This window comes from Aeromonas sp. CU5 (assembly GCF_002586745.1).
GTDB lineage: Bacteria > Pseudomonadota > Gammaproteobacteria > Enterobacterales > Aeromonadaceae > Aeromonas > Aeromonas sobria.
The window spans coordinates 465,821-489,988 of sequence record NZ_CP023817.1 but is presented as its reverse complement, the minus strand read 5'-3'; the positions used below and the strand labels follow the sequence as shown (position 1 = coordinate 489,988).

General features: G+C 55.3%; 20 protein-coding genes, 2 tRNA genes and 3 pseudogenes. 14 read left to right on the top strand and 11 right to left on the bottom strand.

Features of this window, described 5'->3' with window-relative positions:
* Nucleotides 1-230 precede the first annotated feature (230 nt).
* From CK911_RS02215 to CK911_RS21630, 5 genes and pseudogenes are all read left to right on the top strand, one after another.
* Nucleotides 231-1,268: a Mal regulon transcriptional regulator MalI gene (locus CK911_RS02215; RefSeq protein ID WP_098968830.1), complete on the top strand. Its 1,038-nt coding sequence runs from the start codon at nucleotides 231-233 to the stop codon at nucleotides 1,266-1,268.
* Between the two features lie 122 nt (nucleotides 1,269-1,390).
* Entirely contained in the window at nucleotides 1,391-1,654 is a 264-nt protein-coding gene (locus tag CK911_RS02210) for a hypothetical protein (protein WP_098968829.1), read from the top strand.
* A 764-nt stretch (nucleotides 1,655-2,418) separates the two neighbouring features.
* Complete coding sequence (locus CK911_RS21070; protein ID WP_157774516.1) at nucleotides 2,419-3,882, top strand: hypothetical protein; 1,464 nt, start codon at nucleotides 2,419-2,421, stop codon at nucleotides 3,880-3,882.
* Nucleotides 3,883-4,049: 167 nt separating this feature from the next.
* Nucleotides 4,050-4,586, top strand: coding sequence for a GNAT family N-acetyltransferase (locus tag CK911_RS02200; protein ID WP_098968827.1), 537 nt, complete (start codon nucleotides 4,050-4,052; stop codon nucleotides 4,584-4,586).
* Nucleotides 4,587-4,622: 36 nt separating this feature from the next.
* Nucleotides 4,623-4,709: pseudogene (locus CK911_RS21630) on the top strand (AAA family ATPase); the annotation flags it as partial.
* Between the two features lie 57 nt (nucleotides 4,710-4,766).
* On the opposite strand, the gene CK911_RS02195 reads toward CK911_RS21630, so the two are convergent.
* A complete protein-coding gene (locus tag CK911_RS02195) occupies nucleotides 4,767-5,684 on the bottom strand; it encodes an IS5-like element ISAs4 family transposase (RefSeq protein ID WP_098968826.1) in 918 nt (305 codons plus the stop codon).
* Between CK911_RS02195 and CK911_RS02190 the strand changes: the two genes are divergently transcribed.
* Complete coding sequence (locus CK911_RS02190; protein ID WP_253860362.1) at nucleotides 5,571-6,209, top strand: AAA family ATPase; 639 nt, start codon at nucleotides 5,571-5,573, stop codon at nucleotides 6,207-6,209. The two genes, CK911_RS02195 and CK911_RS02190, sit on opposite strands and share 114 nt — an antisense overlap.
* 217 nt (nucleotides 6,210-6,426) lie before the next feature.
* Here CK911_RS02190 and CK911_RS02185 read toward each other — a convergent pair whose 3' ends face one another.
* Both CK911_RS02185 and CK911_RS02180 read right to left on the bottom strand, forming a co-directional pair.
* The gene (locus CK911_RS02185; protein WP_098968825.1) at nucleotides 6,427-6,909 is read right to left on the bottom strand and encodes a GNAT family N-acetyltransferase; all 483 of its coding nucleotides are present in this window, start codon (nucleotides 6,907-6,909) and stop codon (nucleotides 6,427-6,429) included.
* A 320-nt stretch (nucleotides 6,910-7,229) separates the two neighbouring features.
* Nucleotides 7,230-9,254 (bottom strand): bifunctional 2',3'-cyclic-nucleotide 2'-phosphodiesterase/3'-nucleotidase, encoded by a 2,025-nt coding sequence (locus tag CK911_RS02180; protein WP_098968824.1) that lies wholly within the window; start codon nucleotides 9,252-9,254, stop codon nucleotides 7,230-7,232.
* A 583-nt stretch (nucleotides 9,255-9,837) separates the two neighbouring features.
* Here CK911_RS02180 and CK911_RS02175 point away from each other — a divergent pair.
* A pseudogene (locus CK911_RS02175) lies at nucleotides 9,838-10,068 on the top strand (transposase domain-containing protein); the annotation flags it as partial.
* On the opposite strand, the pseudogene CK911_RS02170 reads toward CK911_RS02175, so the two are convergent.
* From CK911_RS02170 to CK911_RS02145, 6 genes and pseudogenes are all read right to left on the bottom strand, one after another.
* Nucleotides 10,068-10,450 (bottom strand): annotated as a pseudogene (locus tag CK911_RS02170) (N-acetyltransferase family protein); the annotation flags it as partial. The pseudogenes CK911_RS02175 and CK911_RS02170 overlap by 1 nt on opposite strands.
* A gap of 97 nt (nucleotides 10,451-10,547) precedes the next feature.
* The gene (locus CK911_RS02165; protein ID WP_098968823.1) at nucleotides 10,548-10,991 is read right to left on the bottom strand and encodes a DoxX family protein; all 444 of its coding nucleotides are present in this window, start codon (nucleotides 10,989-10,991) and stop codon (nucleotides 10,548-10,550) included.
* Nucleotides 10,988-11,740, bottom strand: coding sequence for a DNA-binding domain-containing protein (locus CK911_RS02160; protein ID WP_098968822.1), 753 nt, complete (start codon nucleotides 11,738-11,740; stop codon nucleotides 10,988-10,990). Before CK911_RS02160 ends, CK911_RS02165 begins: the two co-directional genes overlap by 4 nt.
* A complete protein-coding gene (locus CK911_RS02155) occupies nucleotides 11,733-12,581 on the bottom strand; it encodes a DUF692 domain-containing protein (protein ID WP_098968821.1) in 849 nt (282 codons plus the stop codon). The genes CK911_RS02160 and CK911_RS02155 overlap by 8 nt, the downstream gene beginning before the upstream one ends.
* A gap of 72 nt (nucleotides 12,582-12,653) precedes the next feature.
* Nucleotides 12,654-12,917 carry a DUF2282 domain-containing protein gene (locus tag CK911_RS02150; protein ID WP_005334862.1) on the bottom strand — a complete coding sequence of 88 codons (264 nt, stop codon included), beginning with the start codon at nucleotides 12,915-12,917 and terminating at the stop codon, nucleotides 12,654-12,656.
* Nucleotides 12,918-13,358: 441 nt separating this feature from the next.
* Nucleotides 13,359-13,559, bottom strand: a complete 201-nt coding sequence (locus CK911_RS02145) for a YbfA family protein (RefSeq protein ID WP_042020622.1) — start codon at nucleotides 13,557-13,559, stop codon at nucleotides 13,359-13,361.
* A gap of 210 nt (nucleotides 13,560-13,769) precedes the next feature.
* Here CK911_RS02145 and CK911_RS02140 point away from each other — a divergent pair, with 210 nt between their 5' ends.
* Complete coding sequence (locus CK911_RS02140) at nucleotides 13,770-14,063, top strand: hypothetical protein (protein ID WP_042020621.1); 294 nt, start codon at nucleotides 13,770-13,772, stop codon at nucleotides 14,061-14,063.
* Nucleotides 14,064-14,110: 47 nt separating this feature from the next.
* Here the strand turns inward: CK911_RS02140 and CK911_RS02135 are convergent.
* Nucleotides 14,111-14,184, bottom strand: a tRNA-Cys gene (locus CK911_RS02135).
* A 57-nt stretch (nucleotides 14,185-14,241) separates the two neighbouring features.
* Nucleotides 14,242-14,317: transfer RNA gene (locus CK911_RS02130), tRNA-Gly, on the bottom strand.
* Between the two features lie 248 nt (nucleotides 14,318-14,565).
* Between CK911_RS02130 and CK911_RS02125 the strand changes: the two genes are divergently transcribed.
* The 6 genes from CK911_RS02125 (at nucleotide 14,566) to CK911_RS02100 (ending at nucleotide 24,149) form a co-directional block, all read left to right on the top strand.
* Nucleotides 14,566-18,003, top strand: coding sequence for an ATP-binding protein (locus tag CK911_RS02125; protein ID WP_172953939.1), 3,438 nt, complete (start codon nucleotides 14,566-14,568; stop codon nucleotides 18,001-18,003).
* Nucleotides 18,004-18,419: 416 nt separating this feature from the next.
* Nucleotides 18,420-20,105 carry an ABC transporter substrate-binding protein gene (locus CK911_RS02120; RefSeq protein ID WP_098968819.1) on the top strand — a complete coding sequence of 562 codons (1,686 nt, stop codon included), beginning with the start codon at nucleotides 18,420-18,422 and terminating at the stop codon, nucleotides 20,103-20,105.
* 118 nt (nucleotides 20,106-20,223) lie between these two features.
* Entirely contained in the window at nucleotides 20,224-21,207 is a 984-nt protein-coding gene (locus tag CK911_RS02115; protein ID WP_098968818.1) for an ABC transporter permease, read from the top strand.
* A gap of 1 nt (nucleotide 21,208) precedes the next feature.
* Nucleotides 21,209-22,129, top strand: coding sequence for an ABC transporter permease (locus CK911_RS02110; RefSeq protein WP_042020613.1), 921 nt, complete (start codon nucleotides 21,209-21,211; stop codon nucleotides 22,127-22,129).
* Nucleotides 22,126-23,145, top strand: coding sequence for an ABC transporter ATP-binding protein (locus CK911_RS02105; RefSeq protein ID WP_098968817.1), 1,020 nt, complete (start codon nucleotides 22,126-22,128; stop codon nucleotides 23,143-23,145). Before CK911_RS02110 ends, CK911_RS02105 begins: the two co-directional genes overlap by 4 nt.
* Before the next feature lie 11 nt (nucleotides 23,146-23,156).
* Entirely contained in the window at nucleotides 23,157-24,149 is a 993-nt protein-coding gene (locus tag CK911_RS02100; RefSeq protein WP_098968816.1) for an ABC transporter ATP-binding protein, read from the top strand.
* Nucleotides 24,150-24,168 lie beyond the last annotated feature (19 nt).

Genomic DNA, 24,168 nt, shown 5'->3' with positions numbered 1-24,168 from the left:
CGAAGCAATGTCGAAGCAGAGGCGCGGGTCAGCATCAGGTTTTGCTGGATGATAAATCGTTTTATCAACTTGCAAGTGCCGACAGGATCACAGAATGAAAGGGCTGGCTGGCAGGGAAATCCAAATTTGTGAGCCGGATCGGCCCAACAGTGATGTAACGTTTCACTTGAGCATCTGAGCAGGTATGCTGGTGCCTCGCACTCAACCAGCCATCGCACCCCGTTCGCCCTATGCCATCCAAATCGCTCGTCTCGAAAAACGTCAAGATCACCGATGTCGCCCAGCTGGCGGGGGTCTCGGTCACCACCGTCTCCATGGTACTCAACGGCAAAGGGCGCATCTCCCCGGCCACCGCCGAGCGGGTGCAGCAGGCGATCAAGCAGCTCGACTACGTGCCCAACAGCGCCGCCGCCAACCTGCGCAGCCAGCAATCCAATCTGGTGGGGCTGATCCTGCGCGACATCACCGACCCCTTCTATACCGAAGTGACCGCCGGGGTGAGCGAGGTACTGGAGCAGCAGGGCTACCTGCTGTTTCTGACCCAGTGCGGCCACAGCCCGGAGCGGTTGCAGCAAAGCATCCAGTCCCTGTCGCGCCAAGGGGTGGCGGGCATCATCTTCAATCCGGTGCGCGGCGCGGCGGCCAAAACCCTGGAAACCCTGCTCGATTCAGAGCTACCGGTGGTGTGTGCCGCCCGCTCCTACTATCGGGATGACGTGGACTTTATCGGCCCCGACAACACCCACGCCGCCAAGCAGGCCACCACTTATCTCATCGAACAGGGCCACCGCCATATCGCCTATGTAGGCGGGCGGGCCGACTCCCTCACCCGCGCCGAGCGCATCGGCGGCTATTGCGCCAGCCTGCTGCAATACGGCCTCCCCTTCAAACCAGAGTGGGTACTGGAGTGCGAGCGCACCCAGCGCAGCGCCGCCGACACCATCGCCCAGCTGCTGCACCAGCACCCCAAGGTGACCGCCGTGCTCTGCCACTATCCCGAAGTGGCCCTCGGCGGTATTTATGGGGTGGAGGCAAGCGGACGCACCGTGGGCAAAGACAACTACATCGGCCAGCAGGTGGCCCTGCTCGGCTTTGACGATGTGGCGGAAGCCGAACTCACCACCCCCGCCCTCACCTTCGTCAGCTCACCGGCGCGGGAGATTGGCCGTCAGGCGGCAAGGCGACTGCTGACCCGGATGCAACAACCCGATCTCGCCCCCAACCGCCATATCATCACCCCCAATCTGCAAAAGCGGGAGTCGGCCTGAGATGGCTGGGCAGACCTGCAGCAGCGCAAAATGTGAGGCTGCTCACTGCGCTGGCAAGGAGAGATTGAGAGCCAAGTGGAGAGGAATATGATGAGCGCCTCCCTCTCTTCACGAGCCCCTGTATGAGCAACCCGCACGACCAGAACCCGCCAAGTGAAATCCATCGCTGTGACAAATGCAGAGAGCGTACCCGCCATATCGTGGTGCTGGTGGCGCGCGACCACAGTCAGGATGTAATGCCCAAAGAACCGCGTAAAGCCTTCTGGCAAGCCTTTCGCTCCAGCAGTCTGACCAATGCGGTATTCGGCCAGACCCTCGCCTATCAGACCACTCATGTGCGGCATCTGATCTGCGAACGCTGCGGGGAGAAGTTTCTTGAGTATTGAGTGGCTGTTGCCCCCGGCAAGGGGCGAAGTTCTGCCTGCGGTCACTGTACCAAGTGGGCGGATATCAGGAGCTTAATGAGTAATTTGTTGATCTTTGGCAGGTTTTTGCCCGACAGCGGTTTTACCCTGCCCCTCTCTCGACTAATATGCTCCACTTGGCAACCACTCTTGCAGAGATAACCCTGTACAGCCGTTTCGCCATCCACCACATCGCCGGATGACCGCAGCAGGCTGGAGGCTGTAATCCACGGGCGGTAGCGTGGGGTTTGTAGGTTGGCGCAGAGCATAGCGAAGCCCAACAAGCGAGATATTGATAAAACATTCGCGAACGTCCGATTACGCTGCGCTAATCTACAGGTCTGGCACAAGAAGTCACATCGCTTATATTCTCCAACCAAAATATAAATGGCTTTAATAACGACGATGTTTACCGCTATTTTCAGGGGCGGTTGAAGTCGATGTAAGCAATTAGAATTTTGTCGCGGTAAACGTTGGGCTTCACTTCGTTCAGCACCAACCTACGATGTTTGCCCCACATACGAGATGTACAACTTATAAAAACTATAGTGACACAACGCCTGCATAACATATTTTCACTTAGACCCTATAAAATTCATATGTCCAAAAAATAAAGATGAACCTTATTGTAAAGGTTTCTAGGTCAACTATCTTATACGGCAACTACGATGAATTTTTAGGAAGCGAGGATTATAGCCAAACGCTCATCTTAGTGATATTTAACATTGTAAAATAGGAGATGGTTCGTGGGTAGCTATACCAATTTCATGACAGCTATAATATGCAGAGTGGTTAATATTGCCCCTGTGTTTTTTAGCAAAAAAATGAACCTTGCCAGCAAGTTCTACTACGAAGCAAAAGAATATCAAGAACAGAATACAGAACGTAAAACCAATAACATGATCACTCATTACAGCCTACTCAACCCACAACTAAAATGGAAAGCAAAAGCTATCAGTAGTTTTTGTTCAATCACTCAAGACAACGCAATAAAATTAAAAACATGGAAAGTTAAAAATAATTATCTAGATGATTCCTACGCCAAAAACTCCATGTTTAACAATGGTTTTTTAAATGTAGGTTTTTTTAATATCGGAAGCACATCAAAAAGATATCATGTTGATGGATACATTCATCATCAAAGTGATTACATAGAAGCTTGCTCGATACAAATAATTCATATAGATGGAGGGTTAGCCTTTTTGGCTCTGTACTGGATATTATCCGACAAAGCTACCGAATTATTAAAAGACATTAATGTGACAGATATTGAACCCGAGCAGATAAAATATTTAAGCTGTAACCCATTTAGCGCACAATTCGTAGCCTCAACCGTATCAGATCGATTCAGCTTATCTGAAGAACGTTTATCATCAAGACTTGAATTTTTACATAAAGAAATACAATTGGCAGAAAGCCAGTTGTACAAGTTTTTTGGTATAAGTCAAACCGAAGTACCTGTATATACAATGGATATCCATATAGATGATATAAATCCATACTTTATTGAAAAAGCACAACTTCCAAAAGAAATATATAATGATAACTGTGACACACACTTTATTAAAAATTTCGATAGCTTTAATTTATCATTTAAAAGTGATGATTTAAAAAGATGCTTATTCTCCCTTCGTTATTTTAGGCCAAGATCAACCCCTCCTAAAATATCTCATCTATATATTGCATCCCAAACATCTGAAGAAATAGATGAACATCGATTTAATGACTTCTCAGTTCGTTTTTTTTCACCAATAAACTCGCACCACATCTATCAATTCTTCCATATTTGTGATGCCAGATTTAAACGTCTTGATCAAAACTATTGCCAGTCAATTATAGACACCTATAATGAAAGCCCTGATAAAAGTTACAATAATATTTATGATTCATACGTGGAACTATTGAAGATAGAGGAGTTACTTACTGCTATAATCGCGTCAAAACTTGATTTCATGCATTACCAAGGTGGTGACACGTTGAACTATGAACAGTTTTTTAAAAAGGCTGATTCATATTTGAACAACGTTCAAAAAATAAAGGCAAATTTAGAATTAAAAAAGCAAGCTTCCAATGAAAAAGTTCAATCTGCAAACTTATCATATCAAAAGAGAATGTCTTGGTTCGTCGCCGTTCTAGCAATCATACAAATATGGCTAGCTGTTAGCTTCCAACAAATTTCAAACTTCATCAATTGGATTTCATCATTGTAAATTTTTTAGATCTGTAGGTTCGAATAGCAAAGCGTATTCGTACATTCGCGTCATCATCTCTACCTTCCTGTCATCACATTTTCTGTAACCAAACAAGCGGTGCAATTCACTTCGTTCTTTGCACCCTACGGCACTGAATACACATATCAGAGATTAACAAGGAAGTTATGTTCCAGCTTGAAACCACACACCTTATCCTGCGCGATATGCAGCCAGCGGATGAAGCAACTTTTGTCGCCATCTCGCAAGAGAGCAAATATCAGCGCTTTTACAGCGAATCAGATTGCGACCCGGATAAATATCGACAGCTCACCCGACTGTTTATCGAGCAGGCGAGCGAACAGCCTCGCACCGCCTATCAATTAGCCATCGAGTACAAAGCGACCGGGGAATTTATTGGCACGGTTTGCCTGCGTCTGGAAGCGAATAATCAGGCATCGATGGGATGTGGCATGGCCCGCGAATATCAGGGGCATGGACTCATACATGAAGCCGCATACGCCTTGATGAACCTTGGTTTCCGCGAATTGGGTGTACACCGGATCTATGCAGAAATCATCAGCCAGAATCGCGCTGCGATTCGGTTATGCAAGGCGTTGGGTATGAGACAAGAGGGATATTTTCGCGAACACCGTTTCTTCAAAGATCAGTGGTGGGATACCGTAGTCTTGGCAGTCCTCCTGAGCGAGTGGAAACAGATATAGTCACCAGCCAATTGGGTATTTAAAGAGCACTCAGAGATGAAACGAATTCTAATTATTGGCAACTCGGGATCGGGCAAGAGCTGGTTGGCGGCGCAGCTGGCTGAGCTGTTAACTATCCACGAGGGGCGTTGTTTCCCAAATCAGCCAGCAAGTCATGACTTCCCCAGCCCCGGGTGACCGCTACACTCGGGGCTTTCTGACAGGTAAGCCAAGGGTGTTCAGTTTGTTTATCGCGCTCACATACGCCATCACTTCTCCCACTTGACCATTGTATTTTCGCAGGGTGATTTGGCCTGCCATTAACTGTTTGAACCGGAACATAGCGGTCTCTGCCAGCGAACGACGGTGATACCCCGATATCTTCTTCCAGTGCGCCAGCCCTTCCTTGCGCATCACCTGCACCGCCTCATTTCTCGGATGGCCCTTTTTCCATAGCCCTGCGTTCTTGCGAGGCGGGATACACGCCGTCGCCCCTTTACGCGCAATCAACCGATGGCTGGCTTTGCTGTCATAGGCGCCATCCGCGTAAACACGCCCCAGCTTGCGACGCAGAGGATTGAGCAAGGTCGGCAACACCTCAGCGTCATGCACATTCTCCAGCGACACTTCTGCCGCCACGATATCGTGAGTCACCGGATCTACCGCCAGATGCAACTTGCGCCAGACTCGACGTTTCTCAGCGCCGTGTTTTCTGACTTTCCACTCGCCTTCACCAAACACTTTCAGACCCGTCGAGTCGATAACCAGGTCGGTAATGCGCCCCTTGGGGGGCTGCCGATAGGCCACCTTCACTGTGCGTGCGCGCTTGCTGACACAGCTGTAGTCCGGGGCACACAGCGGCACATTCATCAGCTCGAACAGGGAGTCGAGTAGCCCCTGAGTGGCTCGCAGCGTGAGGCTGAAAATCCCTTTGAGCATCAGAACGGTACAGATGCTCTGGTCGGTGTAGAGCTGGCTGCGTCCCCGTTTTCCGTGATGGTCTTGGTGAAACCAGTTATCCATGGCCTCGGCATCAACCCAGAAAGTGAGAGAGCCACGGTTGATCAAAGACCTGTTGTATTGAGGCCAATTGGTGATGGGGTGAAGCACTTTACCCATGATGCAGACTTGAGGGGGATGGTGGTGATCAGAGCACTGGGTTTTCAATTAGTTCCATTCAAGCTGCATCGATTTAGGAAACAACGCCTCCACGAGGTCAATCTGGACACCATTGTCTGGCAGCCGGGCGGGTTTAACCAAAAACGGCCCCAGCATGAAATTGACCATGCCATTCAAACACTTGCTCAAGAACCCTCATGGGTGGTCGAAGGGGTATTTGGCGCCCTGGCCGAGCAACTGCTTGATGCCGCCGATACCCTGCTATTTCTGGATCTCGACTGGTCTGTATGCCGTGATTCACTACTATTGCGCTGTTCACAAAGCGCCAGGCAGCGGGATGCAATGGCAGCCGAAGAGAACTTTCAAAAGCTGCTGGTGTGGGCATCGGAATATGAGCAGCGAGCCAGCAAAAGCTCCCGCCAATTCCATCGCGAGCTGTTTGAACGATTCCCAAACGATAAGCGCCGTTTCACGACTCGCGCAGAGGTAAATAGCTATCTCACTCAACTGGCCGCTCACAGCTAACGGGGTACTGGATGACGCAACACGAGCTGGCAAGGATGGCGATCACGTAGGTTCGAATAGCAGAGCGTATTCGGACATCCGCGTAATCACCTCGACCTTCCAGACGCCACTCTTTCTGTTACCAAACAAGCGGTGCAATTCACTTCGTTCATTGCACCCTACGGCACTTTTGATAGCGGCCTCACGAACGTCCGATTACGCTGCGCTAATCTACGGGCTAGCCTGCACCAGGTCTCCACTCCAGATAGTCCGGATTGGTGACAAAACCGATCCGTTCATAGAGGGGACGCCCCTCATCGCTGGCATGCAGCCACACCTTGCCCAGCTCACGAGCCTTGGCATAAGCAGTAATTGCATCGAGTAAGGCGGTGGCGAGCCCCTGCTGACGCCATTCCGGTAGGGTATACATGTTGAGCAGATACCCCTCGACCCCCGCCAGATTGCCGGGATAGGGTGGCCGCACAAACAGCGCCAGGGTGCCCGCCGCCACAATCTGCTTGCCACCCTCCTGCTTATCAGCCTCAGCCAACCAGGAAAATGCGCTCTCGTCTCCCGCAGCCCGGGTAAAGTAATCAAAGGTCGCCTGCCACAAAGCCGGGTCTGCCTGTGGGTGGTCCAGCTCCCCCACTTCGCAAAAAAGCCTCATGCGCAATTCCACCAACGCGGGAATATCTGCGGCCCTTGCCTGACGAATAATCATCGGTTGTTCCTTACTCTCTGTGATGGGGGTAACGTGGGCTACTATATATGACAAAGAGCGCCTTATGGCGCTCTTTGTCATTGGACAAATCACTGATAAATCAATGGCTGCGACGTGTCAGCCAGTGATCCATGCTCAGGGCCACAAGTTCAAATAGCGAGGCGCATTCGAACATTCGCGTAATCACCTCGACCTTCCAGCCATCACACTTCCTGTTACCAAATCAGCGGTGCAATTCACTTCGTTCATTGCCCCCTACGGCATCGTGATCGGCACCACAGGGGCAGAAAAAGAAAAGGCGGCCCGCAGGCCGCCCGGCATTACTGACCTAACAGCTGGTAGATCGCATGATTGGCAAACTTGGGATCGTTGGGCACCACGCCTTGCACGTGCTTGAGCTCAGAGCCTGCCAGCTTCTCGACCTCGGGGTTTGGCGAGGAGTAGAAGTAGACCTTGGTCTTGGCGGATAATGGCTTCAGATGCCAGTTGTTATCGGCTTTGACCTCAAAACCGGCCGGGTTGGCCCTAGTCAGCTCTTTCACATAGGCAGAGAGCACTTCACGTGTTTCCATCGGATCTTCGTGTACCAGCACCTTGCCGTTGATCCCCGGGAAGCTGCCACCACCGCTGCCACGGTAGTTGTTGGTGACCACATAGAAGTTCTGCTTCGGATCAATCGGTTGACCCTTGTAGGTGAGTTGGCTAATCCGCTCACCGTCGCTGACCTTCTTGCCATCCTGGTTATAGCGAGCGGGCTGGGTAACATCCACCTCGTAGCGCACCCCTTTGATGGTATCGAGGTTGTAGGGACGGAAATCATCAACCACCAGCCACTGCGCTTGGTCGGAGTTCGGGTCGATCTGACGATACTGGACGGCACTCTTCTCCAGCCACTCTTTCACGGTGGCGCCATCGACTTTCACTACCTGCACGGTATTGGGGAAGACATAAAGATCCGCAACGTTGCGCCCTGAGATGTCACCCGCCTGCACCCAGGTGTAGTCGTTAGGACCGTTGCGCCCGCCACGGAACGGCGCCGCCGCCGACAGCACCGGCAGGTCTTCCTTGAGGCCGCAATTAAGCCCGTTCTGCTTCAGGCACTCTGCTTTAATCTGCTCGACGTGCCACTGCTGGGCATCGCTCACGATTTGAATGGAGGCATCATCCCGTGCGACAGAGAAGAAACTCTGGATCGGGGAGATCAACTTACCGATGGGCAGGCTCAGCCATTCGATGGTCTCATCGTGGACGGTCTGGATCAGATTCACGACGCCCTGATCCTCCTCACCGCTTGGCAGCGTTTTGATCTTGCGCAGTTCGGAGTGGCTATCGGCCACCAGCCAACGCCCATCCTTGTGGGTCAGCTTGAGATCAATGATGCCAAGGTGGTTACCGGTCACGCCGGGCATAACCGCCGGGACACCGGCAATCTTGCCTGTTTTGTTATCCACGTTCTCGATATCGGGATACTCACCTGGGAAGGCTTTGTGGGCATGGCCCAGCAGCAGGGCGTCCAGCCCCTTCACCTGAGCAAGATAGATAGCGGCATTCTCCATCAAGGGCTCTTGCGGTGTGCCGGTAATACCGGAGTGCGCTGCAATCACCACCAGATCGGCTCCCTTGGCACGCATCTCGGGAATATAGTGCTCGGCGGTCTCCACCATGTCAGCCACGACTACCTTACCCTCGAGGTTGTGCTTATCCCACTGGAGGATCTGGGGCGGGTTCACCCCCAACACACCGACCTTGATGGTCTGCATATTGCCGTTGGCATCTTTTACCTGACGATCCAGCAACACATAGGGTTTGAAGTGATGGGGCATGGCATTCCAGTCGATCTTGCCGTCACTGCCGCGCTTGAGGGTGTTGCCATCGAACACGTTGGCGTTCACGACCTGGTAGTTGGCCGCGGAGAGGGTTTTCGCCAGATACTCAAGGCCATAGTTGAATTCGTGGTTGCCGAGGTTGCCCACGTCATATTTCAGTTCGTTGAGTACCTTGATGGCGGGGTGACCTGCCGACTTGTTCAGATAATCAGGATCGCCCTTGTATTGGGCAAAGACATAATCAGACAGGGGAGTACCCTGGATCAGGTCACCGTTGTCGATCAGCAGGTTGTTGCTGTTCTCGTCACGGGCCGTTTTGATCAACAAGGCCGTGCGGGCAAGACCCAGTGAGTCATCTCGTTTGTTCTGGTAGTAGTCGAAGCTCAGCAGGTTGGAGTGAATGTCGGAGGTCTCCATCAGCCGCAGATTGACATCACCGGGGGTACTGTCGTCACTGCTTTGGCATCCGGAGAGCGCAAGCAGTACTGCCACCGCGCTCAGTTTGAGAGTGAAGTGCATGGTTATTTTTCTCGCTTATTGTTAGTGCCAGTCGAGGCATCCTACCGCCTGCTGGCGTGTATATCTGTGATCTATGTGGATTTATAACCATGTTAACCACATTAAAATTCACAGTTTCTGATATGCGCAGGATTTTAAACTAACAGGTGCAATGGTTACCCTACGCAACAGGCTCCATTCAGCACCAACCGGCACATATAGCCAATCCTGACCATCTCCCTTCCCTGCGACCCGACGACACACTTTACTAGGCTGATTGCCTCCTGCGTCTTTGCCTCTTTTTGCTTGTGCAGTTACTCCACGCCTCCGTCACTCCTTCTCCTCAGTCGCCATAGCTGGTGCCGCATACCTACCCCCTAAGCGCGTTTAATACATGAAAAAGCCCTACCAACAGGCAGGGCCAAGTACAAGATGTGAACAACATCCGGCTAGCAAGATGGCTCAAATGTGGTGCGCCTGCTGGCCGCAGACAGATAAAAAAAGAGAGACCACCGCAGCAGTAATGCCGATCAGTTAAGGATCCATTGACCGATCCTCCTGATGTGTAAAAATCCGAAACCTGTTGATTGGTTTCGGATTTTTTATGCGTATCGCACAGGCTCTCGACTTCCTCCACGCCAGCAAGGCTGCCCAGTTTGAGTCACTCTCCGACCTCATTCCCAACGAGCTCATCACCACTCTGCTCGACGAAGAGGGGGTCGCTACCCTGCGCCGTCGCCGTATGCCCATGGAGCGACTGGTCTGGACCATCATCGGCATGGCCATCTTCCGCCACGTCCCCATGACTCAGCTGGTCAATCAGCTCGATATCCTCTTTCCCAGCTCACGAGCCTTGGCATAAGCAGTAATAGCATCGAATAAGGCGGTGGCGAGCCCATGCCGACGCCATTCCGGTAGGATATACATGTTGAGCAGATACCCCTCCACCCCGCCAGATTGCCGGGATAGGGCGGCCGTTCAAACAATGCCAGCGTCCCGGCCGCCACGATCTGTTTGCCGCCCTCCTGCGTATCGGCCTCAGCCAGCCAGGATAAAGCACTCTCTTCACTCATCGCCCGGGTGAAATAGTCAAGGGTGGCCTGCCACAAGGCCGGGTCTGCCTGCTGCGTCACCAGCTCACCGACCTCACAAAACAGCTCCATGCGCAACGCCACCAGTGCGGGAATATCTGCGGCCCTTGCCTGACGAATGATCATGGGTTGCTCCTTTTCTCTCATGGGAAATTTCGCCGGTCGTCATTATGACAAAGAGCGCCTTGTGGCGCTCTTTGTCATTGGGGAAATCACTGATAAATCAATGGCTGCGACGTGTCAGCCAGTGATCCAGGCTCAGCACACCGCCGCCCCAGATGATCAGGGTCAGCAGCATCCAGCCCCACAACTGGTGATCGTAAAAGCCACCCGCCCAGAGGGTCGGGTAGGAGATCACCGCCATGATATTGAAGCCAAACAGCAGCAAGGCGGCCGGGCGAGTAAAAAGCCCCGCCAGCAGGAAGAGCGGCAGCAACAACTCGATCGCCGTACCCAGATAAGCAGCCCACAACCAGGGCAGCAGGGGCACCTGATACTCGGATTCAAACAGATAGAGAGTGGAATCCCACGCCGTCAGCTTGAGCCAGCCTGAAGTGAAAAAAACCGAGGCGACCCAAAGCCGCGCCAGCAACAGGACACCGGCACTGCTCCAGCGCGGCAAATCACCACTTGAGCTGGCCAGCGCCAGCCATTTATTTGCCATCATGGCATCACCTCCATATCCACCAGCAGGCCAAGGGTTATCAGGCGAGTGAGATGTTCTCTGGCCGCAGGGTCGGCCGCCAGCAGATCGACCAGCGTCGTACCAGCGAGAAAACCCTGTAGCAGCGCCCACTCACCCGCAGTCAGGGGCAAGGGGGCAACCCGGCAATCCGGCTGTTTCTTCAATGCCAGCCAGACGGGGGCATCAAGCACCTCCACCGCTTCACCACCGTGCAGCGCCATCTGCCACAGGGCCAGCACCGGATAATCGCTGGCAACCAGCAGCAGATCCGTGGCTGGCAACAGCCGCAGCCGCTCCCATTGTTGCGGCGATAATGCGGCCAGACGCTCGGCTGGCCAGCAGCGTGATTCCAGCGGCAGCAGACTGGCACGCTCAAGCTGCCATTCGAACTGAGCCAGCTCCTCCAGCCAGGGCAGTCCGGTTGTAGTCGGCAAGCGGGCCAACCATTGGCCAAATCCGGCGCCATAGTGCATGACGCTCCCTTCCCTGAGCGGCTCGGCCAATACGAAGCCACGGGCCGCCGCTGCAAAAAAGTCCTCCCCGACCATAGCCTTGACGGCGGGATAACTGCTCGCCAGCACCTCGCCAAGGCTCAGGATGAAGTGGTTGCGATAGACCTGCAGCACAGATTCGGCAGAAAAGAGCCGGGAGCTGATGTGAGGGGCAATAGCGTCAGGCGCCCCCAGCAGACCATCGGCAAAATGCTGTTGCAGCTGTGTCAGTTCAGCCATGGGCCACCTCCCGTGGTGCACTCATGGCACGCGCCTCATCCAGAATGGCACTGGCCTGCGCCGCCTCTGCCAGCAAGACCGGCAGCAGCGGGATCTCGAGGTCCCACTCAATCAGGGTCGGAATGGCCTGCTTGCGGCAGATCTGGCGATAGAGTTCCCAGACCGGTGCCACCACAGGGGCGCTGTGGGTGTCGATATAGAGAGAGCCTTCCGGCAGCTGCTTCTCGGTATAACCGGCCAGATGGATTTCCCCGACGGTGGCGAGATCGATCGCCGCCAGATACTCATCGCAAGAGAAGCCGTGATTGAAGGCACTGACATAGAGATTGTTGAGGTCGAGCAGGATGCCGCACTCGCTGCGCTGCTGCAGCTCGGCCAGAAATTCCCACTCGCTCATCTCCCCGGGCAGTTGCAGATAGGAGGAGGGATTCTCAATCAACATGCGGCAACCCAGGGTCTGTTGTACCTGCTGGATCTTGTCGCTCATGTTGCGCAGGGAGGCGCGGGTATAGGGCACCGGCAGCAGATCGTTGAAGTAACGCCCACCAATGCTGCCCCAGCTGAGATGTTCGGAGATCCGTACCGGTTTGATCGCCGCGGCCAGTGTCGACAACTGCTGCAGATGGTGCGGATCGAGCGGGTCGGCAGAACCGAGGGACATGCCAACGCCGTGAAGACTGACGGGGTAGTGTTGCGCCAGTTCGGCGAGCACCTGAAAACCGTGACTGTGCCGTTCGAAGTAATTTTCACTGTGCACCTCCAGCCAACCGACTGCCGGCAGGGTTTGCCGGATCTCATCGTAATGGGGAGTGCGTAATCCGATACCAATCAAAGGGTTCATCGCAAGACTCGCTTTCGCCAATCAGAGAAGATGCAGGGGGCGACCCATTGGCCATCCCCTGCCCGATGTCTCTTACTTGGGTTGCAGCGAACCGCCGACCAGCTTCTCGCACAGCCCTTTGGGCATCACCACAAAGGCATCACCCTGAGCATCTTCCTTGGCGGTACCGGCGCAGGAGCTGCTCTTGGTCGCACAGTCATTTTTGCTGGCCTTGACCACGCCGTAGCACTTCTCCTTTTCATCGGCAGCCATTGCTGGTGCCGCGATAAATTGGGCGCCCAGCGCCAGCAGACCGGTCATGGCGGAGGCGATAGCAGTGCTTTTTTTAACATTCATGTTCATGTTCCTTTTGATGTCGTTGGATGTTGCTGATATCCCCGATTTGTCGCAACCGGGTACCTGCAATAGAACCGGCAAACGGGGCGTTTCCTTTCAAAAAAAACACAAAAAAGAATTAAAAAGCTCAAAAAACATTTGTAAACTGTTGATTTAAAATACCTATTATCCAGGTAAACTTTTTCATTCCGACCACCAATTCATGAACAAGAAAAGCGCCATATGACGCATTTCATCCCGTTACTCTTCTTTACCGCCACCATCAAAAGAGGTGCTTCAGACATAAAAAAGCCCCGCCAACAGGCAGGGCCAAGTACAAGATGTGAACAATGTCCGGCTAGCAAGATGGCTCAAATGTGGTGCGCCTGCTGGCCGTAGACAGATAAAAAAAGAGAGACCGCCGCAGCTGTCTCTCTTTTTTTTGAATAGCGTGAAGGGGATTTAGTAGAAGATCCGCTCGCCGCGTTCGCTCATTTTGAGCCACACCGGTTTGGTGCTGGTTTTGTTCCAGATCCGGTGCAGATAACTGTAAAAACGGGCGCGATCACTGCGAAACAGCATCACGGGGAAAGCCAGAGTCCCCACCAGCAGTACATAGATGCGACGAAGAATAATCTGAGTCAGGGAAAAGGGATGAAACATGATGCAACTCCTACTGGTAAGACCACTGAGTAAAGATTACTCCTCCCCATGTAGGATTACTACAGAAATGACCTCTTTTTTCATAAAAAAGGGCGCTTTGATGGATTTTATGAAAAGAATTTACGTCATTAACCAACAATTAACACATTTGCGAAAATCGTGCGCTTTGCCACAGTTATCACTGGAGAAACATGGTGAAGGGATACACAGATGAAACTGACAGAAGTAGCAATGCTGGCGCTGATGGCAGCCCTGAGCTGGACCCAACTGGAGGAGTGGCAACTCAATAGAGACGATGCCATCGTGTTGGCCGAACGGGGCGTGCCCACCGTCAGTCTGTGGCAATGCGGTGCACTGAAACAACAGATGGCAGATCTCAACCAACGCAATACCGAAGTGCAGTTTCAATATCGGGGGCAAAACATGACTGATGTCAGCCACTATCTTGAGCGGGAGTGGAAACAGGCAGGATGCGAACAACTGCTGGTTCAGCAAGGATACTGACCACGAGGAACCGATAAAGGATTTTATTACAAAGGAGAGGAAAAATATGGAGGCACGTTCCGGAGTCGAACCGGACTAAACGGATTTGCAATCCGCTGCATAACCGCTTTGCTAACGCGCCATGCTGACAAGACTGATTGTCTTGAAAGTGATATCCATCGTTGGTGCGATGGAAAATTGGAGCGGGAAACGAGACTCGAACTCGCGACCCCGACCTTGGCAAGGTCGTGCTCTACCAACTGAGCTATTCCCGCTTTATTGCCGCGTGCCAGTTGCCTGACAACGAGGCGAATTATACGTATCACGAGCGCCAGCACAACCCTTTTTTGTCATTTTAAGCCCCCTGGCCAACTGTTTGCTCAGGGTTTAAACGGTTTGCTGTAAATTTCCTCACCCAGCTGTGACCAACCAAGCGAATTTGGGATAAAGTCATTGAAATGATTAGGCTTTAGTTCGAAACTTGAACGGCTTAATAACCGGATTCTCAATTGAAAATCACAAGATGAAATGGATCTTCAAGCTTCGTGGACTCAGGCCGCAGCTAATGCTGGCTTTTTTCATGTTGGGGATGGTGCCATTCCTGGTCATCACCCTCTTCTTCCTCTACAGCCACGGCAAGGACCTCACCACCCAGACCTCCAACCATCTGGTCTCGGTCCGTAATATCAAGAAGAGTCAGCTCGAGGATTATTTCAACAACCTCAAAGAGCAGATTATCAACTTCTCCCAACAGGATTTTGCCGGTAACAGTATCGGCCGCTTCTACGGTTTCACCGGCGCCTTCGAACAGCTCGGCACCACACCACAGGAAGCTCGCTCCCGCGCCCAGGCCCGCTATCTGCCCGGCTCCTGGGATCAACTGCAAAAACCGGAACCACAGGTGGAGATCGAGCCCTCCATCAGTGCCGTGATCCTGGCTGATGAAATGTATGGCCGGGTCCATCAGCGCTTTCATCGCGGCTATGCCGATATGGTGCGCAAGTCCAACTACAGCGACATCTTTCTGGTGGATCTCAACGGTGACGTGGTCTATTCGGTCACCAAGCACCCTAACTTTGCCACCAATCTGCTCTCCGGCCCCTATCAGGGCAGTGGCTTGGGCCAGACCTTCGCCAAGATCAAGCGCCGCCTCGATGGTGGCCAAAAGCCACAGCAGATTTTCGAATTTACCGATTTTGGCCGCAATGAACTGACTGGCCAGATAGTGGCCTACATGGCGGCGCCCGTGATGCAGTACGACTATGTACGCGGGGTGGTGATTTTCGAACTGCTGCCAGACAAGCTCAACCAGATCATGGCGGAGCGGGAAGGACTGGGAGAAACCGGCGAGACCATTTTGATTGGCTCCGACAAACGGATGCGCGCCGATGCCTGGCTGGCACCGGAGTTCAGCGTCGAGAACAGCTTCAACCCCAATTTCAGGCCATTACAAACCCCGCTGATCACCAAAACACTATCGGGTGAGCAAGGGGTCGGACTGTTCAGATCCTATCAGGATGACGAGGTGCTGGCCGCCTACACCCAGGTCAAGGTGTTCGACACCGAGTGGGCCTTTATCGCCGAGATCTCCACCCGGGAAGCCTATGCCCCGATCCGTCAGCTGGAAACCCTGGTGATCGTGCTGGGGGCGGGCTCGGTACTGCTGCTGATCCTCTTCTCCCGCTGGCTCTCCCACTCCATCACCGCTCCGCTGCGCTCCCTGACTGCGGCGGCCGAGCAGGTGGCTGACGGCGCGCTGGATCACCCCATCGCCATCGAGCGTACCGGCGATGACATCGACCGGCTGGCGGAAGCGTTTCGCCATATGCAGCGCTCGGTGAAGGATAAAATCGAACTGATCGAGCAGCAGACCCAGGAGTTGCAACAACAGGTCAAGCTGACCCACAAGCAGAACCTCAGCCTGCAACAGGCAGACAAGCTCAAAGATGAACTGCTGGCCAACACCTCCCACGAGCTGCGCACCCCCATTCACGGCATCAAGGGAATGGCAGAGTCGATGCTAGCCAGCCAGCAGAGCCTCACGGAAGGGCAGCAAAAGCAGCTTGGCCTCATCATCAAGAGTGCCGACGGCCTGGCCCGTCTGGTGGACGATCTGCTCGACTACCACCAGATGCGTTACGGCCAGCTGGAGATCCATCCCCAGCCAGTCTCATCCAAAGGGGTCATCCGGCTGGTACTGGATCTCTGCCAGCATCTGGTGCAGGCCAAACCCCTCACGCTGGTGGATATCAGCCCGGCCGAACTGCCGCCGGTACAGGCCGACGAACAGCGGCTCGAACAGGTGCTCTACAACCTGGTGGGCAACGCCATCAAGTACACACCGCAAGGCAAGGTGGTACTCAGTGCCATCGTCGAGAACAACTTCCTGCGCATCAAGGTGACCGACACCGGCATCGGCATCGCCCCGGAGTATCTGGAACACATCTTCGAACCGCTGGTACAGATGAGCCCGGAGGTGAGCAAGCAGGGGGCTGGCCTTGGCCTCTCCATCACCCGCCAGCTGGTGCATCTGATGGGAGGCGAACTGTTTGTGGAGAGCGAACCGAGCGTCGGCTCCACCTTCGCCTTTACCCTGCCGCTGGCCACCGGCAAAGCCGCCAATCTGACCCTCGACAGCCGCCAGATCGAGCATCAACTGGTGCGCCAGCAGCCGCTGATCCTGCCGGACTGGGAGAGCGACGATCTGCCCCCTCCCCCCGAAGGTGCACCGCTCATTCTGGTGGTGGATGACGAGCCCATCAACCTGCACATTCTGCGCCATCTGCTGCAGCCCTGCGGTTACCGCATTCTGCCCAGTAGCGACGGCCACGATGCACTGGCCAAACTGGCCGAGGAGCCGGTCGATCTCATTCTGCTCGATGTGATGATGCCGACCCTCTCCGGTTTTGACGTCTGCCGCCGCCTGCGCCAGCAGCACCCGAAAGAGATGCTGCCGGTGCTGCTGCTCACCGCCCTCAACCAGCCCAAGGATATCGAAGAGGGCTTTGATGCCGGTGCCAACGACTATCTGGTCAAACCCTTCTGCAAGGAGGAGCTGTTTGCCCGGGTCAAGGCGCTGCTGGAGGCCAAGGCTGGCCGCGCTTCACTGGTGGAAAACCGGCTGCTGAAACAGGAGATCGAACATCGCCTTACCTTGCAGGATCGGCTCCATCAGGATCAGCAGCGGCTGCTGGCCCTGCTCGGCGAAGGGGCCGACCCCATGATCTTCATCGACGAGCAGGGCACAGTGCTGTTTGCCTCCCGGGTGTTGGCGCGCTTGCTGGGCCAGCAGCCGACAGCCATGGAGGGGCAACGCCTTGATGAGTGGCTGGCCACTCCGCTGCAACAGCAGTGGCCCAACCTCACCAGTGAGCGGGAGCACAATCTGGAGTTTCTGGTGGCCGGGCAGAAAGACGTGCTCAATGCCCGCGCCCTGCCCATCTCACTGGGGGGACAGGCGGCCTTTGCCCTCACCCTGACCACCGAGCTGCGTCAGGATGAGAACCGGGTGATGGCGCTGGAAAATGCCCTCAAGAACCTCTCCAGGCAGGCCATCATCGAAGATGAGCAGCTGCTGGGCGAGTTAAGCCGCCTTGGCGGCGAGTTCCGCTCGCTGGCCGATGACCTCATTCGTCAGCAGGATGACGAGCCGCTGCGCCGGGCGCTGGTAGAGACCATGCAGCTCACCCTGGATGCCTGGCAGCAGGGCACTGGCAAAGGCAAACTGGTGCTGGCAGAGAAGAGCAAGCTGTGGCGGGTCTATATGGACAGGTCCAGCCCGCAGACCCGCACCCTCGATAAATACCTGAGTCTGGATACCCTGCCAAAATCACCGCGCTGGAAGACAGTAGTGGCCACCACCGAGTACGTGCTGGGTCACTGCCCGCTCAATGACCACCAGCGCCAGCAGCTGCAACACAGCGCCCAAACCCTGCGTCAACTCGCCAATCGCAAGGTGTGACCCTGTGCCCTAAACGGGCGCTGGGTCACAATTGGCAAGCCGGTTTCTTTTTGCGCAAAACAAAGCCTCGTAAAGCCCTGCAACAGCGAGCAGATCCAATTCACAAATTTGTCATCTACCGCTTTTTTACAGCCACTTCTTACGCAAAGGCAAATAACATAAGTCCATGACTTTAAACTGATAAAAATGGATTTTGACGAATTTGACGTAACCTCGTCGATTTTTACGGAAACAACGAAATCAATAGTTGTTGTTTTTCTGTTAAGTCTGGTTTGCTAAGGGCGTTGGAAAACAGAACGACAAAGGTTAGACACCTGACCAACACCGAGGGCCGACCTCCTCAGCATGCGACGTCGGTGCTCACACAAAACAAGGCGAATCCCTCAGGAATGCCAAAAAATAAGAAAGGAAAACATATGCTTGCCAAAGTATCCAAAATCTCTACCGCTGTAATGCTGGGAACCATGATGCTTGCCGGCGCTGCCAGCAACGTCATGGCCGCAGACAACAAAACCGTACTGACCATGGTCGCGCAACAAGAGACCGCCTGGGTTAAGAACTTCAACCCCTTCCTGCAAGCGGGCCTGCTGCACACTACCCGCCACTTCATCTATGAACCGCTGGTGATCTTCAACGATATGCAAGGGGGCAAACCCGTCTATCGTCTGGCCACCAACTATGCGTTCAGCGATGACCTGAAATCCGTCACCTTTGATCTGCGTGACGGCGTGAAGTGGTCTGACGGCGAAGCCTTTGATGCCGATGACATCATCTTCTCCTTCAATCTGGTCAAGGCCAACAAGGCGCTGGATGAGCGCTCAATCTGGACCCAGATCAAGAGCGTCGAGAAGCTGGCCCCCAACAAGGTCAAGTTCGACCTGACCGAGGTCAACACCAACGTGGTGAATGATCTGGTGCTGGTGCCCATAGTGCCGGAGCATCAGTGGAAATCGGTGAAAGACCCGGTTGCCTTCACCAACGACAAACCGGTCGGTACCGGCCCATTCACCGAAGTGGACAACTTCTCCGCCCAGCTCTATACCCAGTGCCGCAACCCGCATTACTGGGATAACGCCAACCTGGCCATCGACTGCCTGCGCATGCCACAAATGGCCACCAACGACCAGGTGCTGGCAGCGGTCATGAAGGGTGACATCGACTGGTTCGGCTCCTTCGTACCGGATATCGAGCGCCTCTATGTCGGCAACGATCCGAAGAACAACAAATACTGGTTCCCGGCCTCCGGCACAGTCGCCTTCAACGTCAACTTCCAGACCAAGAACCCGGGCAACAACGAAGCCTTCAACGACATCAACTTCCGTCGCGCCTTCTCCATGGCGATGGACCGCCAGTCCATGGTGGATATCGCGGGCTATGGCTACCCCACCGTCAACGAATACCCGTCAGGTCTGGGCAAAGCCTTCGACTCCTGGAACAACCCGGAAGTGGACAAGAAGTACGGCAAGTACAACAAGTTCGATCTGGAAGCCGCCAAGGCCATGCTGAAAGAGGCCGGTTACAAGGATTGTGACGGCGACAAGTTCCTCGACACCCCGAGCTGCAAAAAGATCGAGTTCAAGGTACTGGTTCCGAACGGCTGGACTGACTGGGTCAACACAGTGCAGATCGGCGTAGAGGGGCTGCAGGCGCTGGGTCTGAACGCCAAGACCTCCACCCCGGAAGCAACCGTCTGGACCGAGAACCTGATCACTGGTGACTTTGACGTGGCGCTGCAGGGCTACTTTGCCGGTGCCAACCCGCACAAGTACTTCGAGACCGCGTTCCACTCCCGCAACATGGGTGACCGTGGCAACCGCTTCGCCGCCCCCCGTTACAAGGATCCGGCCCTCGACCAGCTGATCGATGACTTTACCCAGACCGCCGATGCGGCCAAGCAGAAGGAGATCATGTTCGCCATCCAGGATCGTGTTGGTGCCAACCAGACCATCATTCCGGTCTTCAACAACCCGACCTGGTATGAGTACAGCACCAAGCGCTTCAACGGCTGGTTCAGTGCTGATAACCCGGTAGCCAAACCTCAGCTCCACCCGGACACCCCTGAGCGTCTGCTGCACGTGTTGTCCCTCAAGCCAAACAGCTAAACAATCCCGGCCCCCTGCGGGGGGCCATCTTCCCCGTTAATCCCCTTCTTGCCCGGCTCTGCCGGGGTTGGGGTAGCTATACCCGACGCGGGGCAGGCTTGCAGTAAAAGGTACTATCATGGGATTCATACTGAGACGCTTTTCCTTCTACCTGGTTGCCTTTCTGGTAGCCGCCACCATCAACTTCCTGTTACCCCGAGCCATGCCTGGGGATCCTGTCTCCGTGATGTTTGCCCGCGCTGGCGCCATGATGGAACCCGCCGCCCTGGAAGCCCTCAAAGCCACCTTCGGTTTTGTTGACGGCCCCATCGGCACCCAATTTCTCGCCTATGTGAAGAGCGTCTTCACCTGGGATCTCGGCACCTCGGTGCGTTTCTACCCGCAGCAGGTCTCTGACGTGCTGGGCCGTGCCATTGGCTGGACCCTGTTTCTGGTCGGCACCTCCACCATTCTGAGCTTCTCCATCGGTTCCATCGTCGGCATCTTCGCCGCCTGGTATCGCGGTGGCCGGATGGACAGTATTCTCTCCCCGCTCACCCTGGTGATGCAGGCCATTCCGCCGGTAGTGGTATCCCTGCTCGCCCTGTTCCTGTTCGGGGTCAGCCTGGAGTGGCTGCCCATCGGTTATGCCTACAGCCCGGAGATCCCGGCTGACTGGGGCTGGGAGCACATCAAGAGCATCATGACCCACGCCATCATGCCGGTGCTGACCCTGGCCATCGTGCAGGTGGGGGGCTTTCTCATCACCATGCGCAACAACATGATCAACCTGCTCGGTGAGGATTACATCACCATGGCCAAGGCCAAGGGGCTCTCCAGCAACCGGGTGATCTTCAACTACGGCGCCCGCAACGCCATTCTGCCCAGCGTCACCGCCCTCTCCATGGCGCTCGGTTTCGTCATCGGTGGCTCCCTCATCACCGAGGTTATTTTCAACTACCCGGGGCTGGGACTGACCCTCTATCAGGGCATTCTGGCGCGCGACTACCCGCTGATTCAGGGGCAGCTGCTCATCATGACCATCACCATGCTCACCTTTAACTTCCTGGCCGACGTGCTCTACGTCTTCCTGGATCCCCGTCTGCGTTCAGGAGGCAAATAAGATGCGTATGCCGACTATTCTGAAAATCTTGTTGGGCAACCGCAAAGCCGCCTGTGGCCTCGCCATAGTAGTAGCCTTCGTGTTGATGGCCATCTTTGCCCCGATACTGGCCAGCAACGAGCCGACCAAACGGGTGGCTCGCCCGCACCAGCCGCCCAGTGCCGAGTTCGTGATGGGATCCACCCGCATGGGCCACGATATCTGGGCCCAGTTCACCAACGGCGCACGGGTCTCGCTGCTGGTTGGTTTCAGTGCCGGTATCCTGGTCTGCACCCTGGCGGTGGCGATTGGCATCACTGCCGGTTACTTCGGCGGCATGATCGATGAATGCCTCACCTTTTTGATGAACGTGGTGCTGGTGATCCCCAACCTCCCCTTGCTACTGGTGCTGGCGAGCTTTATCGGGGAGGCGTCACCGACGGTGATTGCCGTGATAATAGGGTTGACCTCGTGGGCCTATGGCGCGCGGGTCATCCGTGCCCAGACCCTGGCCCTGCGGGAAAAAGAGTTCGTCATCGCCGCCGAAGTGCTGGGGGAGCCGGCCTGGCGCATCATTCTGGTGGAGATCCTGCCCAACCTCATCTCCATTATCGGGGTGAGCTTTATCGGCTCGATCATCTACGCCATCGTCACCGAAGCGACCCTGGAATTCCTCGGTCTTGGCGATCCGACCGTAGTGAGCTGGGGCATCATGCTCTACAACGCCCAGACCTCCAGTGCCATCCTGATCGGCGCCTGGTGGGAGATCCTCGCCCCCTGCTTCGCCATCGCCACCCTGGGGGCTGGCCTCGCCCTGCTCAACTTTGCCATCGACGAGATAGCCAACCCGCAGCTGCGCTCCCACAAAGGGCTCAACCGCTGGAAGAAACTGGCCGCTCCGGTCGCAACACCGCTCTCTGCCGCACAGGAGAAGACAGCATGAACAAGCATCCCCTGCTGTCAGTACGCAATCTTTGCGTCGACTACATCACCGAAAATGGCGACGTGCGCGCCGTCAACTCGGTGAGCTTCGATATCAGACAGGGCGAGATCTTCGGTCTCGCCGGTGAGTCGGGCTGTGGCAAATCCACCGTCGCCTTCTCGGTGGCCCGGCTGCACAAGCCGCCCGCTTACATCAGCGGCGGCGAGATCCTGTTCAAGGGGGAAAACATCCTCCACTACAACGAGGAGCGGCTGCGCTCCTACCGCTGGCAGCAAGTATCAGTGGTGTTCCAGTCTGCCATGAACGCCTTGAACCCGGTGCTGCGGATGGAAGAGCAGTTCTGCGACGTGCTGCTGGCCCACAATCCCGGCATGACCCGCTACGAAGCGATCAAGCGCGCCCAAGAGCTGCTCACCATCGTCGATATCCACCCGAGCCGACTAAAGGATTACCCGCACCAGTTCTCCGGCGGCATGCGCCAGCGGCTGGTGATCGCCATCGCCATGGCGCTCAACCCAGAGCTCTTGATCATGGACGAGCCGACTACAGCGCTGGATGTGGTGGTGCAGCGGGAGATCCTGCAGAAGGTCTACGCCCTGAAAGAGAAGTTCAACTTCTCCATTCTGTTCATCACCCACGACCTCTCCTTGATGGTGGAGTTCTGCGATCGCATCGGCATCATGTATGCGGGTGAACTGATTGAGGTGGCCCCCTCCAAGGCGATCCTGACCGCGCCGCTACACCCCTATACCAAAGGGCTCGGCAACTCCTTCCCGCCCCTGCACGGCCCGAAAACCGTGCTGGAAGGGATCCCCGGCACCCCGCTCAATCTGCTGGAGGTGCCGGTCGGCTGCCGCTTTCAAGCCCGCTGCAACAAGGTGCACGATCGCTGCCGTCAGGAGTACACAGTCCTCACCGAGATCCGCCCTGGGCAACAGACCGCCTGCCACCTCTATGAGGAGCAGGGGCGGCAACAAGATTCCGTGATCTATCTGGACAAGGCCGCTGGCTGTTAAGGATGTCTGTCATGCAAATCGCCAAAACCGATGCACCCATCATCGAAGTCCAGCACCTCTACAAGGACTTCCCCATCAACTCCAATGCCATCAAGAGTGGCAAGATGCGGGCACTGTCCGACATCACCTTCAACCTGCACCGGAGCCGCGCCCTGGCGGTGGTCGGTGAGTCAGGCTCCGGCAAGAGCACCATCGCCAAGATCATCGCCAAGATGTACAAGCTCAGTGCCGGGCGCATTCTCTATCGCGGCCACGATCTGGAGGAGTTCAACAAGGGCACCGCCCTGCTGGACTATCGCCAGAGCGTGCAGATGGTGTGGCAAGATCCGTTCGGTTCGCTCAACCCGACCCACACCATCTACCACCACATCGCCCGTCCCCTGCTGCTGCACAGCAAGGTGATCGATAAAAAAGATCTGCCGGAGATGGTTTACACCCTGCTGGAGAAGGTGGGGTTGACCCCCGCCAAGGCAACGGCGGCCAAGTATCCGCACCAGCTCTCCGGCGGCCAGCGCCAGCGGGTCAACATCGCCCGCAATCTGGCGGTGGAGGCGGAAGTGGTGCTGGCGGACGAGCCGACTTCCATGCTCGACGTATCCATTCGCATCGGCATCCTCAACCTGATGGAGCAGATGAAGAACGAGCTGGGGGTCTCCATGCTCTACATCACCCACGACATCGCCACCGCCCGCTATGTGGCGGAAGATCTGGCGGTCATGTATGTGGGGCACATGGTGGAGTGGGGTGAGGTGGACGAGATTCTGCATCACCCGCAGCATCCCTACACCCAACTGCTCATCTCGGCGGTGCCTGACCCCGAGAAGAGCATCCACGCCGAGCTGGAGGGTGGCCGCAGGGGGGAGATCCCGCTCTGGACGCCGGAATCCTGCGGTTGCCCGTTTGCCGGACGCTGCAATCAGGCGATGCCCCGCTGCAAGGAGAGCCTGCCAGCTATCACCAAGCTTGCCGACAACCACTTCGTGCGCTGCTACCTCTACGAGTGATGGTGCACCTTAGACCGGC